The organism is Ruegeria arenilitoris (assembly GCF_013032445.1).
Taxonomy (GTDB): Bacteria; Pseudomonadota; Alphaproteobacteria; order Rhodobacterales; family Rhodobacteraceae; genus Ruegeria; species Ruegeria arenilitoris_F.
On the sequence record NZ_WQCA01000011.1, the window covers coordinates 28,607 to 42,449 of the forward strand.

13 protein-coding genes are annotated in these 13,843 nt (G+C 58.9%); 1 reads left to right on the top strand and 12 read right to left on the bottom strand.

Annotated elements, in window-relative coordinates; genetic code table 11:
• Positions 1 to 52 precede the first annotated feature (52 nt).
• The 9 genes from GOW98_RS17045 to GOW98_RS17085 form a co-directional block, all read right to left on the bottom strand.
• Positions 53 to 1,717, bottom strand: coding sequence for an ABC transporter permease (locus GOW98_RS17045; protein ID WP_170334184.1), 1,665 nt, complete (start codon positions 1,715 to 1,717; stop codon positions 53 to 55).
• Between the two features lie 121 nt (positions 1,718 to 1,838).
• On the bottom strand, positions 1,839 to 3,065 hold the full coding sequence (locus GOW98_RS17050) for a phenylacetate--CoA ligase family protein (RefSeq protein WP_437436863.1): 1,227 nt from the start codon (positions 3,063 to 3,065) through the stop codon (positions 1,839 to 1,841).
• Between the two features lie 13 nt (positions 3,066 to 3,078).
• Positions 3,079 to 3,912, bottom strand: coding sequence for an ABC transporter ATP-binding protein (locus GOW98_RS17055; protein WP_170334188.1), 834 nt, complete (start codon positions 3,910 to 3,912; stop codon positions 3,079 to 3,081).
• Between the two features lie 72 nt (positions 3,913 to 3,984).
• Complete coding sequence (locus tag GOW98_RS17060) at positions 3,985 to 5,268, bottom strand: ABC transporter substrate-binding protein (protein ID WP_170334189.1); 1,284 nt, start codon at positions 5,266 to 5,268, stop codon at positions 3,985 to 3,987.
• 71 nt (positions 5,269 to 5,339) lie between these two features.
• Positions 5,340 to 6,416 carry a branched-chain amino acid ABC transporter permease gene (locus GOW98_RS17065; protein ID WP_170334191.1) on the bottom strand — a complete coding sequence of 359 codons (1,077 nt, stop codon included), beginning with the start codon at positions 6,414 to 6,416 and terminating at the stop codon, positions 5,340 to 5,342.
• A 3-nt stretch (positions 6,417 to 6,419) separates the two neighbouring features.
• On the bottom strand, positions 6,420 to 6,677 hold the full coding sequence (locus GOW98_RS17070; RefSeq protein ID WP_170334193.1) for a hypothetical protein: 258 nt from the start codon (positions 6,675 to 6,677) through the stop codon (positions 6,420 to 6,422).
• 3 nt (positions 6,678 to 6,680) lie between these two features.
• Positions 6,681 to 7,667: a branched-chain amino acid ABC transporter permease gene (locus tag GOW98_RS17075; protein ID WP_170334195.1), complete on the bottom strand. Its 987-nt coding sequence runs from the start codon at positions 7,665 to 7,667 to the stop codon at positions 6,681 to 6,683.
• Positions 7,668 to 7,696: 29 nt separating this feature from the next.
• Positions 7,697 to 8,515 (bottom strand): ABC transporter ATP-binding protein, encoded by an 819-nt coding sequence (locus tag GOW98_RS17080; protein WP_170334197.1) that lies wholly within the window; start codon positions 8,513 to 8,515, stop codon positions 7,697 to 7,699.
• A 78-nt stretch (positions 8,516 to 8,593) separates the two neighbouring features.
• Positions 8,594 to 10,537 (bottom strand): AMP-binding protein, encoded by a 1,944-nt coding sequence (locus GOW98_RS17085; protein ID WP_170334495.1) that lies wholly within the window; start codon positions 10,535 to 10,537, stop codon positions 8,594 to 8,596.
• A 301-nt stretch (positions 10,538 to 10,838) separates the two neighbouring features.
• On the opposite strand from GOW98_RS17085, the gene GOW98_RS17090 reads away from it, so the two are divergent.
• Positions 10,839 to 11,258, top strand: a complete 420-nt coding sequence (locus GOW98_RS17090) for an antibiotic biosynthesis monooxygenase (protein ID WP_170334199.1) — start codon at positions 10,839 to 10,841, stop codon at positions 11,256 to 11,258.
• 76 nt (positions 11,259 to 11,334) lie between these two features.
• Here GOW98_RS17090 and mutT read toward each other — a convergent pair whose 3' ends face one another.
• Genes mutT through GOW98_RS17105 form a run of 3 tightly spaced genes read right to left on the bottom strand, consistent with a single transcriptional unit; the run spans position 11,335 to position 13,811 of the window.
• Positions 11,335 to 11,733, bottom strand: coding sequence for an 8-oxo-dGTP diphosphatase MutT (gene mutT / locus GOW98_RS17095; RefSeq protein ID WP_170334201.1), 399 nt, complete (start codon positions 11,731 to 11,733; stop codon positions 11,335 to 11,337).
• Positions 11,730 to 12,956: a bifunctional glutamate N-acetyltransferase/amino-acid acetyltransferase ArgJ gene (argJ, locus tag GOW98_RS17100; RefSeq protein WP_170334203.1), complete on the bottom strand. Its 1,227-nt coding sequence runs from the start codon at positions 12,954 to 12,956 to the stop codon at positions 11,730 to 11,732. Before argJ ends, mutT begins: the two co-directional genes overlap by 4 nt.
• A 6-nt stretch (positions 12,957 to 12,962) precedes the next feature.
• A complete protein-coding gene (locus tag GOW98_RS17105; RefSeq protein WP_170334205.1) occupies positions 12,963 to 13,811 on the bottom strand; it encodes a peptidylprolyl isomerase in 849 nt (282 codons plus the stop codon).
• Between the last annotated feature and the right edge of the window lie 32 nt (positions 13,812 to 13,843).

Genomic DNA, 13,843 nt, shown 5'->3' on the forward strand with positions numbered 1-13,843 from the left:
GTTTGAATCAAGCCCGAGCACGAGATGGTGTGTTTTTTTGGTCAATTGTGACCTAGCGCCGCCCGACCTGACGGCAGATCAGAATCACCGGCAACAGCCCCACCGCAAGGATCACCAGCGAAGGCACGGCCGCCCCTTCGAGCCGCTCGTCCGAGGCCAGCCGATAGGCCTGCACCGCCAATGTGTCAAAGTTGAAAGGGCGCATGATCAGGGTCGCGGGAAGCTCTTTCATCACATCAACAAAGACGATCAGCAGCGCCGTCAAAAGTGACGGCGTCAGGATCGGTAGGTGCACCCGGCGCAGCGTGCCCAAGGGCGTCTGGCCCAGCGATCGCGCGGCGGCGTCCATATTGGCGTGAACCGTGCTCTGCCCACCCTCATAAGCGCTGAGCGCGGCGGCCAGAAAGCGCACCATATAGGCCGCGATCAGCAGCCAAATCGACCCCGTCACCAGAAGCCCGGTCGAGATATCGAAGGTTTGCCGCATCCACGCATCCAGCGCGTTATCAAAACTGGCAAACGGCACCATCAGGCCCACGGCGATCACCCCACCCGGCACCGCATAACCCAGCCGTGCCAGATACCCCGCGGTGGCCGATCCCCGCCCCGGGCGCAGACGTTGAAAGAACCCCACGCAGATCGCGGCAAATACCGTGACCACCGCCGCTGTGCCCGCCAAAGTCAGGGAGTTCTGGATGAACCCGATATAACGCCGCGACAGCAGGTTCTGTTCCGATTGCAGGCCCATCTGGATCAGAATGAAGACCGGCAGCAAAAATCCCAGAAAAACCGGAATAGCGCAGAGCGTAAAGGCTGCCAAAGATTGCCAGCCTTTCAGCTGCGCTGAGGGCAAGGACGCATGGCTTTTGCCCGCCTGGTAATACTTCGCCTTGCCGCGTTGTATCCGCTCGGCCATAGCCATGACCAGCGCGAACCCCAGCAGGCACAGAGCAAGCTGCGCGGCGGCGGCGCGGTCTCCGATCGAGAACCAGCTGGTATAGATGCCGGTGGCAAAGGTCTGCACGCCGAAATAGGCCACCGTGCCGAAATCGGCGATAGTCTCCATGATGGCCAGCAGGACACCCCCCGCAATCGCCGGACGCGCCATCGGCAGCGACACGTGCCAGAAGGCCAGCCATGGGCTTTTGCCCAGCGCGCGGGCGGCCAGAAAAGCGGTGGCGCTTTGCTGCAGGAACGCCGCACGGGCCAGCAGATAGACGTAAGGGTAAAGTACGAGGATCAGCATCACCGCCGCGCCCTCGGTCGAGCGGATCTCGGGGAACCAATAATCGCGAGGGCCCCACCCGGTTACCTCGCGCAGGGTGGATTGAACGATGCCGGGATGATCCAGAATGAAAGTATAAGCATAGGCCAACACATAGGCCGGAAAGGCAAGCGGCAGGACCAGTGCAATCTCAAGGAAGCGTACACCGGGAAAACGGCACATCGTCACCAACCACGCCGCGCCGACGCCGATGGAAAAGGTGCCAATGGCTACCAGAACCACCAAAACCACAGTCGTCAGAGCATAGCGCGGCAGAACCGTGTCCAGCAGGTGCGAGATTGTGTCCGTCCCACCGGTTACCGCCGCCAGAACAACCGCCACCATCGGTAATAGACATGCGGCAGCCACCAGACAGGCCACCGTGCCCACCAGCCGGGTGCCAAACACGCCCTTATGGCGCGTTCCGTGTTCTGAATACTCGATTTCGGCCATGTTTCCGGTTGTGACAGGCTAAGGCGCAGGTTCCGCCTTTAATTGACCAAAACGCTAAGAAACACCAGTGGGCGGCGACACAATTCTGCGGCACATACTGCCGCAGAGCTGTTTTACAGGGTCATTCGTAGACGCGCTGATCCTCGATCACCAAGCCGTCCTTGGGCAGCGATCCGGGGGCCACGACCTCGATCGCGCCTTTCAGTTTCAGGACTTCGATGACAGATTTGGCATAGGCCACGTCGTCGTCGCGGGGGCTTTCGATCTGAACGGTCATGGTGTCCATCTCGCCCTGACGGGCGGCGATGACTCGGGCCTTGACGATCTCTTCATGTTTGTCGACCAGCGCGGCCACTTGCTCGGGGCGCACGAACATGCCCTTGATCTTAGTGGTCTGATCGGCCCGGCCCATCCAGCCCTTGATCCTCAGATTGGTGCGGCCACAGGGGGACTCCCCCGGCATAATCGCCGACAAATCGCCAGTCGCAAACCGGATCAGCGGATAATCGGGGTTCAGCGAGGTCACCACGACCTCACCCACTTCACCCTCGGCCACAGGGGTTCCGGTGCCTGGGGTAACGATCTCGACGATGACATGTTCGTCGATGATCATCCCTTCCATCGCGGGGCTTTCATAGGCGATATTCCCCAGATCGGCGGTGGCATAGCATTGCAGGCAGGAAATGCCGCGGTCGGCATATTCCTGACGCAAGGACGGGAACAGCGCGCCGCCGCCCACTACGGCAGACGTAAATCCAAGCGCCACGCCCATCTCATCCGCCTTGTCCAGAATGACCTTCAGATAGTCTGGTGTACCCGCATAGGCAGTACAGCCCACGTCGCGCGCGGCGGTCACCTGCAGCTCGGTCTGGCCGGTACCGGCGGGTAGAACTGCCGCGCCCACAGCGCGCGCACCGCTTTCAAAGATCATCCCCGCAGGGGTCAGATGATAGCCAAAGCAATTCTGCACGATGTCGCCCGGACCCACGCCCGCCGCATGCAGGAACCGCCCCATGCGCCACCAATCGGGATCGGTGCTGCCGGGTTCGTAAATCGGACCGGGGGATTGGAACACATGGTGGAAATGCCGCGCCGGTTTGACGGTAAAGCCGCCGAACGGGGGCCGCGAGGCCTGTGCCTGTGCCAGATCGGATTTGCGTAGAACCGGCAGTTTCACCAGATCCTCAACCGATGCGACAGCGTTGCTATCAATCCCAGCCAGATGTGCCTCAAACCCTGGCGCGGACAGCACCCGTTGAAGCTGCACACGCAATGCCTGCGCCTGATCGGAGGCACGTTGGTCGGCTGAGCGGGTTTCGAGAGCGTCGTAATACTTTGTCATGACCATATCCTCCATCCGCTTACAGCCACCTCTTGCGGCGGCGATACGAGCGCACATCGCGGAAGCTTTTGCGCCCCTCATCCGACATGCCGAGATAGAATTCCTTCACGTCTGGATTCTCGCGCAATTCCGCCGCCGGGCCATCCATCACCACGCGACCCGATTCCAAAATGTAGCCGTAATGGGCAAATCGCAGCGCCACATTGGTGTTCTGTTCAGCCAGCAGGAAGGACACGCCCTCTTTCTCGTTCAGATCCTTCACGATGCCGAAAATCTCTTCGACCAGCTGCGGCGCCAGACCCATTGAGGGTTCGTCCAGCAGGATCGTCTCGGGGCGCGACATCAGCGCCCGGCCCATCGCCACCATCTGTTGCTCACCGCCAGAGGTATAGCCTGCCTGTGATCGGCGGCGTTCCTTGAGGCGGGGGAAATAGGTATAAACCAGCTCAAGATCCTGCTGGATCGCGGCCTTGCCGTCCTTACGGGTATAGGCGCCGGTCAGCAGGTTTTCCTCGACCGTCAGGTGTTCGAAACAATGGCGGCCTTCCATCACCTGGATAACGCCCTTTTCCACCAAATCGGCCGGATCGCTTTCATGTACGCTGGTCCCGCGATACTTGATCGTCCCTTTGGTGACCTCGCCGCGTTCCGAATGCAGTAGGTTCGACACCGCCTTAAGCGTCGTCGTCTTTCCCGCCCCGTTTCCGCCGAGCAGCGCGGTAATGCCCCCTTTGGGCACGGTCAGGCTGACACCCTTCAGAACTAGGATGACGTGGTTGTAGATCACCTCGATATTGTTCACCTCAAGCAGGGTTTCCGCCTGAACTTCGGTGGTTTGAGCCGCATCCAGCATCTGCGCGTGTCCTTGTGCGAGTGTGGGGTTCGGGGCGGCAGCTGACCGCCGCCCCGGGTTTGTCAAAGCGCCTTAGTTGCAGCGCGAGTCGATGTTGTTTTCCGACGCGTAGGCTGCGGAATCTTCGCCAATCAGCCCGCCGATCACGTCACCATCGGTCGGTTTAAACTCCGAGATCAGCGTCCAGGCCTTATTCGCCGCATCCCACTGCGTCACGCCCACCAGAGCGTCACCGCCATGGTTGTCGCACGAGACCGAGAATGTCGGACCAAAGTTCGGCAGACCCAGCTCGGTCATCTTCGCCTCGGTCATCTCAAGGGCTTCCATGCCATCGCGCATCATCGCGGGGGTGATTTCGGCGGTGCCGTGTATTTCCTGCGCCGTTTTCGCAGCTTCGGCGGCAAGCATCGCGGCATAGAGGCCACGGTTATACAGGGCAGTACCGACCTGATCACCTGCACCGGCGGCTTTGCCAGCGTCGATCACATGTTTCTGAAGATCATCAAAAACCGGGAAGTCGGTGCCTACATTGTGGAAGGTCAGTGCCTTATAGCCATTCGCGGCCTCGCCCGCAGGCAGCACATCGTTTTCCGAACCCGACCACCAGATACCGATGAAGTTCTCCATCGGGAAACGGATATTGGCGGCTTCCTGTACGGCGACCTGATTCATCACACCCCAGCCCCACATCAGGACATAGTCGGGACGGTCGCGACGGATTTGCAACCATTGCGATTTCTGCTCCTGACCCGGGTGATCCACCGGCAGGGCGGCCAGCTCGAAGCCGTGCTTGGCTGACAGTTCTTCCAGCGTACGGATCGGTTCCTTGCCATAGGCCGAGTTGTGGTAGACCAGCGCGATCTTCTTGCCGCTCAGATCGCCGCCGTTTTCCTCGAGCAGATAGTTGACCGCACCCGAAGCTCCGTCCCAGTAGTTCGCCGGGTAGTTGAAGGTATGGCTGAACACGTCGCCGTTCTTGGCCGAGGTGCGCCCGTACCCCATCGTGTGCATCGGAATGCCATCAGCGGTGGTTTTCGGGATCAGCTGATAGGTAATCCCGGTGGACAAGGGCTGATACACCAACGAGCCTTCGCCCTTGGTGGATTCATAGCATTCCACACCCTTTTCGGTGTTATAGCCGGTTTCACACTCGATGACCTTGATCGGAACGCCGCCGATCCCGCCATCCCGTTCATTCAGCAGAGTGAAATAGTCCGCATAGCCGTCTGCAAACGGAATCCCGCCCGCCGCATATGGGCCAGTACGATAGCTGAGCGACGGGAACACAAGATCGGCCATGACCGGCCCCGCTGCCATTGCGGCGCCAAGCGCCACGGTTGCCAGTTTCAATTTCATCGGGTGTCTCCTCCCTTGGTTGATCCGATGTTGGGTTCGGGCTTTGCACCCGTTATCTGATTGGGCCTGCCCTAGTGCGGGAACGGCCAGAGTCTGAGTTTCTCTTTCGCCACGCGCCACAACTGCGCCAGACCGTGTGGTTCAAGGATCAGGAACAGGATGATCAGCCCGCCGACGATCACCAGCTGCAGATGCGCGACGATATCGGTCGGCCAGCCCAGCCAGTCGGCACCGACCACTTTCAGCACTACCGGCAGCAGCACCAGGAACGCTGCCCCGGCAAACGAGCCGAAAATAGACCCTAACCCGCCGATAATGATCATGAACAGCACCAGGAACGATTTCTGGATGCCGAAGACCTCGCCGACCTCGACCGCGCCCAGATAGACCGCGAAGAACAGCGCGCCCGCAATGCCCACAAAGAACGAGCTGACGGCAAAGGCGGTCAGTTTCGCCTTGAGCGGGTTCACCCCGATGATCTCGGCCGCGATATCCATGTCGCGGATCGCCATCCATGTGCGGCCGGTGGTTCCGCGCGTCAGGTTGCGCGCGATCAGGGCGCAGAGGCTCAGGAAGATCAGGCAGAATAAATAGGTCGCCCAAGCAGGCGCGTTCGGCCCGGTGATGATGATACCGAACACGTCACGTTCCGGTGCGTTGATCTGGCCAGAGGCCGAATAGTTGTAGAACCACGGCACCCGGTTGAACAACCACACCAGAAAGAACTGCGCCGCCAGCGTTGCCACCGCCAGATAGAACCCCTTGATCCGAAGGCTCGGCAGGCCGAACAGCACACCGACAATAGCTGTGATCCCTCCGGCCAGCAGCACATGGATGAACATGCTGACATCCGGGAAGGCGGTCATCAGCTTGTAGCAGGCATAGGCCCCCACGGCCATGAACCCCCCGGTGCCCAGCGAGACCTGCCCGCAATAACCCACCAGTATGTTCAGCCCGATCGCGGCAATCGCGTAGATCAGGAACGGCAGCAACAGCGCGTTGGCCAGATAGTCGTTGATCAGGAACGGAATGATCCCAAACGCCACCGCCAGCACGACATAGTATCGATACCGGTCGAACTTGATCGGGAAGGTCTGGCTGTCATCAATGTACGAGGTTTTGAAATCCCCGGCCTCACGATAGAACATGTCTTACTTTCCCCATTGTTCCTGCGCTTTGTTGCGGGCTTCAGCGTCCAGTTGGTTGGACCCTTTGGCATATCCGCTCGCCTCAGAGGCGCGCACCAGTTTCAGATAGGCCAGCACGCCCATGATCAGCCCGGCAAAGGCCAGGATCGCGGCGATAGTCAGCTGACCATCCGTCAGATCGTCCGAGGTGATGGCGATGTATCCAAAGGCCCAGAACCCGGCCCACGAGATGACGTTGATGATGGCGATGAATTTGGTCATGCCCTACACCCTCTCGATGATTTTCTCGCCGAACAGACCCTGTGGACGGAACACTAGGAAGATCAGCGCCAGCACATAGGCGAACCAGTTCTCGGTCGCGCCGCCGACCAGCGGGCCAATGGCGAACTCGAAAAGCTTCTCACCCACGCCGATGATCAGCCCGCCCACGATGGCTCCAGGGATAGAGGTGAACCCGCCCAGCATCAGCACTGGCAGCGCCTTGAGCGCGATCAACGACAACGAGAACTGCACGCCCGACTTGGTGCCCCACATGATGCCTGCGACCAGCGCCACGAAACCCGCAACCGACCAGACCATGATCCAGATGAAGTTCAGCGAAATCCCAACAGACAGCGCCGCCTGATGGTCATCCGCCACAGCGCGCATCGCCCGACCCTGTTTGGTGTACTGGCTGAACGCGACCAGAGCCGCCACCAGCAGCGCCGCAATCACCGTCGCCACAATGTCCAGATTGTCGATGAAGAAGCCATACCCGAAGATGTTGAATGTCGTCTCATCGATCCACAGGTTGATACCCTGAGGCAGGCCCACATCCAGTGTCTTGATCTCAGACCCCCACATCAGGTCAGCCACGCCTTCAAGGAAATAGGCCAGACCAATGGTGGCCATGAACAGGATGATCGGTTCCTGCCCGACCAGATGGCGCATGACGAACCGCTGCACCGCCCAGGCCAGAAGTACCATGACGACCATAGTCAGGATGATCGCCAGCAGCGCCGGGACGTTCCAGCCGAAATAGTGGATATGCGTACCAAAAGTCGCGTTGATCAGATGCGCAAAAGGAACCTGCCCATTCATGATCCCGACCAGTGTCATCGCCGCGAACAGGGCCATAACACCTTGAGCATAATTGAATATCCCCGAGGCCTTGTAGATCAGCACAAAGCCCAGCGCGACCAGCGCATAAAGAACCCCGGCCATCAGACCGTTGAGGATGACCTCCATCGCGAATACGAGTTGTTCAGGCATCTGTGCCTCCCCACATGTCTGTCCGATGCTCAGTCATGACTGACCCCCAGATAGGCGTCGATGACGTCCTGGTTGCTGCGCACCTCATCCGGTGTGCCGTCGCCGATCTTCTTGCCGTAATCCATCACGACCACCCGGTCGCTCAGGTCCATCACCACGCCCATATCGTGTTCGATCAGCGCGATGGTGGTGCCGAACTCGTCATTCACGTCGAGGATAAAGCGGCTCATGTCCTCTTTCTCTTCCACGTTCATGCCTGCCATCGGTTCATCCAGCAGCAACAGTTTGGGCTCTGCCGCCAGCGCGCGCGCCAGCTCGACCCGCTTTTTCAACCCGTAAGGCAGGCGCGATACCGGCGTCTTGCGGATGTGCTGGATTTCCAGAAAGTCGATGATCTTTTCGACAGCTTCGCGGTTTTCAACCTCTTCCGCCTCGGCTTTGCCTTTCCACCAGGCTTGCTGGAACATGTTGGTCTTCATGTAGTTCAGCCGCCCGGTCATGACGTTGTCCAAAACGCTCATGCCTTCGAAAAGGGCGATGTTCTGGAACGTACGCGCGATCCCCTGCCGCGCTACCTCATAGGGGCGCATCGGCGGGCGCTTTGACCCATGAAACCAGACCTCGCCCTCCTGCGGGACATAAAACCCCGAGATCACGTTCAGCATCGAGGACTTGCCCGCCCCGTTCGGTCCAATAATGGCGCGGATCTCACCCTCGCGAATGTCGAACGAGATATCCTTGATTGCCACGACACCGCCGAAACGCAGGGTTATGTTCTTCATCTCCATCACCACGCCGCCGATTTTGCGGCCGTCCTCGGTGACATATCCTTCGGTTCTATCCAGCATCAGCCCCTCCCAGACTTACGCAAACATGGGACGGCGGGCGGGGCGACGACCGCAGGTCGAGCGGCGCATGACCGGCCCTCATTCCGCAGCCACCTTGTGCTGCGCGACCGGCACAACCGGCGCATCCACAATCTGCAATGTCGCTGAGATCGACCCCTTGCGACCGTCCTCATAAGTCACCTCGGTTGTGGTCGAGACCGTTTCGGATCCGTCATACAGCGCTGCGATAATGTCGCTGAACTTCTCCTCGACGAACCCGCGCCGCACCTTCCGCGTCCGCGTCATCTCGCCGTCATCCGCGTCCAGTTCCTTGTGCAGCACCACAAAGCGATGCACCTGGCAGCCCGACAGCATTTCATCGGCAGCGACGGACTTGTTCACCTCTTCCACATGGCTGCGAATCGTCTCTAACACACGCGGATGGCCCGCCAACTCTTGGTAAGACGCATAAGCCACGTTGTTGCGTTCCGCCCAGTTACCCACTGCGGTCAGGTCGATATTGATGAAGGCCACGCATTGATCCCGGCCATTGCCAAACAGCACAACTTCCAAAATGTCGGGATAGAACTTCAGCTTGTTCTCAACATATTTCGGCGCGAACATTGACCCATCGGCCATTTTGCCCACGTCCTTGGCGCGGTCGATAATCCGCAGATGACCCGAATTCTCTTCGATGAACCCGGCATCACCGGTGGCCACCCAGCCCTCGGCATCTTTGGTCGAGGCGGTTGAATCCGGATTGTTGTAATACTCGACGAACACACCGGGCGAGCGGTAGTGGATCTCACCATTGTCGTCGATCTTCAACTCAACCGCCGGGGCTGGTACACCCACCGTATCCGCGCGCACCTCACCATCCGGCTGGACGGTGATGAACACAGTCGCCTCGGTCTGGCCGTAGAGCTGTTTCAGGTTGATGCCAAGCGAGCGGTAGAAATCGAAAATCTCCGGCCCGATCGCCTCACCGGCCGTATATCCCACACGGAACCGGCCATAACCCAGTGTATCCTTCAGCGGCCCGTAGACCAGCAGATTGCCCAGCGCGTATTTCAGGCGGTCACCAAAACCCACAGGCTTTCCATCCAGCAACAGACCCCCGACTTTCTTGGCGTGCGCCATGAAATGGTGGAACATGCGCTGCTTCAGCTTGCCCGCATCCTCCATCCGGATCATCACGTTGGTCAGCTGAGTCTCGAACACGCGCGGCGGGGCGAAGAAATAGGTTGGCCCGATCTCACGCAGGTCAGTCATCATCGTGTCAGCGCTTTCAGGACAGTTCACGCAGAAACCGCACCAATAAGCCTGACCGATGGAAAAGATGAAGTCGCCGACCCATGCCATCGGCAGGTAAGACAGGATGTCCTCGTTCCGGGTCAGGTGATCGAACTCGGCCGAGTTTTTGGCGCTTTCGATTACGTTGCGGTTCGACAGCACAACACCTTTGGGCTTGCCCGTTGTACCCGAGGTATATAGCATCACGCAGGTATCGTCATAGGTGATCGCTGCAGTCCGCTTGTCCAGTTCCGCGTCGAAGCGCGCGTGACCCGCGCTTCCTTCGGCCATGATGTCGTCAAGCGCGTTCATCTGGGAATGGTCGTATTTCCGCATCCCACGCTTGTCGGTATAGAGGATGTGTTTGACCTGATGCAGGTTTTCCTGAATCTCAATGACCTTGTCGACCTGCTCCTGATCACCGCAGACCACGTATTTTGCGCCACAGTGTTCCAGAACATAGGCCATCTCTTCGGCCACGGAATCCTGATACAAAGGCACCGGCACCGCGCCCACCATCTGCGCGGCCACCATCGACCAGTAATGCGCCGGACGGTTGCGACCGATCACGGCAATATGGTCACCCTTTTCAACGCCAATCTCCAGAAAACCAAGCGCAATTGCCCGAATCTCCCTGGCCGTTTCCGCCCAGGTCCAGCATTGCCAGATGCCAAATTCCTTTTCCCGATAGGCCGGGGCGTCCCCGAACTGTGTCGCATTACGATGTAGCAGCGCCGGAAGGGAGGCCATCCCGTCCGCGCCCGACTGCGTCTGAGCCAATCTCTCTCTCCTCCCCATCCGACCCCTCCCCGGGCCGGAAATGGCAGGTCCGAGCATAAACCCGGACACCAATGCCCCGTTTAAGGGACAGTGGCACGATCAGCGTCAACTTTTGCCTGATGTTTTCTCAATTCTTACGAATTGTAACAGGGGCAGAAGAGGCGCCTATGTTGCCTGATGTGCTTTTAACGAGAATGGATCGGGAAGCAGAAAAGTTGACGTAAGGGCACCCCAATGCGATCCTAAACCTTATTTTCTTTGGGAGAGTGTTATGAAACTTATTTTCACAACGGCACTACTGGCTTTTGCATCAACCGGCGCATTGGCGGAAGATCAGAGTTCCGACGACGTCCATTGGAGCATTGTCATGTCCATCAACGAGGGTATGGAGGACAATGTTGTGCCGCTATTGACGCGGATGTCAGATGCAACGATGACCAATGAACCCGATGCTTTGATCTATGAATATATGCGGTCCGGGGACGCGGTACATATCTACGAACGTTACGCCAATAATGCGGCGGCAATGGTTCATATGGGAAACTTTGGTTCCAATTTCGCGGACGATTTTTTTGCTACTTTCACTGTCGAGAGCATAGCCGTCTATGGCCCGGCCGAGGATGATCTCAAAGAGGTCTTTGCAGACGCTCCTGCTGTCTACCTGGAGAAGATCGCGGGCTTTGCCCGCTGACCTTGGTTAGTGTATTCAGCCAAACGTGCGGGTCCGAACTGATAAGATAGCCAACAAGTAACCTCGGCATTTCGCGCTACAACCAATCCCGCAGGATAGGTATCAGCGGCACGTCCGCTGCGGGCATCGGATAATTCCTCAGATCGTTCGCCCGCACCCATTTCAGAGCCTGTCCTTCCTTGGACTGCGGAATCCCCTCCCACTTGCGGCAGGCAAACAGTGGCATCAGCAGGTGAAAGTCATCATAGCTGTGACTGGCAAAGGTCAGCGGCGCAAGGCACGAGGCCCAGGTGTCGATGCCCAGTTCCTCGTGCAATTCGCGGATCAGAGCGGCCTCGGGGGTTTCGCCGGGTTCGATCTTGCCGCCGGGGAATTCCCACAAACCGGCCATGGACTTGCCCTCGGGGCGCTGCGCCAGCAGCACCCGGCCCTCGATGTCGATCAGGGCGACAGCAGAAACTAAGACAGTTTTCACGAGCGATAATCCGCGTTGATCTCGATATAGCCATGGGTCAGATCGCAGGTCCAAACGGTGGATTTCCCCTCGCCCAGACCCAGATCGACGGCAATCACCAGATCCTGACCTTTCATATAGGCGGCAGCGTCTTCCTCGCGGTAATCGGGACTGACCCAGCCTTTTTCGGCCACCAGAATATCACCGAAGGAAATGCTCAGCAGGTCGCGGTCCGCCGCCGCACCGGATTTGCCGATGGCCATGACTACACGGCCCCAGTTCGGGTCTTCACCGGCGATCGCGGTTTTCACCAGCGGCGAGTTCGCAATCGCCAGACCGTGCACCTTGGCATCGGCGTCCGAGGCCGCTCCGGTCACGCGGATTTCAACGAATTTCGTGGCGCCTTCTCCGTCGCGCACCACTTGCTGCGCAAGGTTCAGCATCACGGTTTCCAACGCTTCGGCAAAAGCCGAATTGTCGGTGGCATCCACACCCGACGCACCGGTCGCGCACAGCAACAGGCTGTCCGAGGTCGAAGTGTCGCTGTCCACAGTGATACAGTTGAACGTGCGGTCGGTCTGCGCGCCCAACATCGCCTGCAACGCTGATTGTTCAATCTGCGCATCGGTGAAGATATAGACCAGCATCGTCGCCATATCCGGCGCGATCATACCCGATCCCTTGGCAATCCCTGCAATAGAGACTGTTTTGCCATCAATCTCGACCTGCGCGCTTGCGCCTTTCGGGAAGGTGTCCGTGGTCATGATCGCCCGCGCGGCGTCTTCGATGGCGTGGCGGCTGAGTCCCGATTTCAGCGCTTCAAGCTGCGATACGATACGGTCATGGGGCAGCGGTTCGCCAATCACGCCGGTGGACGAGGTAAAGACCCGTTCAACCGGAACGCCGGTGGTTTTGGAGACGGCCTGCGTCACTTCTGCCACCGAGGTCTGACCATAGTGCCCGGTGAAAGCGTTTGCATTGCCCGAGTTCACCAAAATCGCCGCCGGGCCATCACTGGCACCGCCAATCTTGTCCTGACAATCCAGCACCGGGGCGGCGCGCGTGGCCGATCGGGTGAACACTCCGGCCACCGACGTGCCCGGATCGAGGACAGTCAGCATGACGTCTGTACGGCCCTGATAGCGCACGCCGGCTTCGACGGTGGCGAAACGCACACCGTCAATTGCAGGCAATTCGGGGAAAGCCGCCGGAGCCAGCGGCGAGACCTTGGTGATCGTGGCCACGGGCTTTTACTCCTGAATCAGGTCTGTCTGACGCAGAACTTCGGGACCAACGCCTTCCAGCGCCGGACGTTCGATCTCGGCCTGCTGGGTCAGTTCGTCGATACGGGCCTGAATGACCTCTTGCTGCAGGGCCTGAGTCAGTTCAGCGCGCACCTGATCCAGTTCGGGCGCTTCGGATTTGCGCTTGTCGTTCAGGGTGACAACGTGCCAGCCGAACTGGGTTTTCACAGGCTCGGACATTTGCCCTTTTTCCAGGCTGATCACAGCGGCTTCGAATGCAGGCACCATCTGACCCGACCCGAACCAGCCCAGTTCACCACCGTTGGGGCCTGACGGTCCAGTGGATTTCTCTTTCGCCAGTTCTGCGAAATCGGCACCGTCGTCCAGCTGCGCCTTGATCTCTTTGGCCTCTTCTTCGGTTTTCACAAGGATGTGGCTGGCGTTGTACTCATCCGCGCCTTGGAAATCGGCGTATTGCGCATCATAAGCAGCCTGGATCGCCTCGTCCGTCAACTCTGCCTCAAGCAGCGCATTTGCCGTCTGAACCGCCAGCAACGAACGCGTCTCATTCTCCAATGCCAGCGAATTCAGCTTGGACAGTGCGTCCTGCTGCTGACCCAGAAGCGCCTGTTGAATAAGTTGGTCAATAATCAGGTCATACAGCACGTCATCTTCGACTTGCTGGAATTGCTCGGGCAGCGCAGCGGCGGTGGCGATGATGTGACCCAATGTGATTTCATCCCCGTTCACACGCGCCACAACGGTTGCGGCATCGGGCTTTGTTTCGGCGGCCAATGGCAGAGCCATCACGGCAGCAAGTGCCAGAGATGGCAGAAAAGTGAGGCCTTTGGGCATGGATTTATCCTATTTCTTTGCCGCGACAGGGC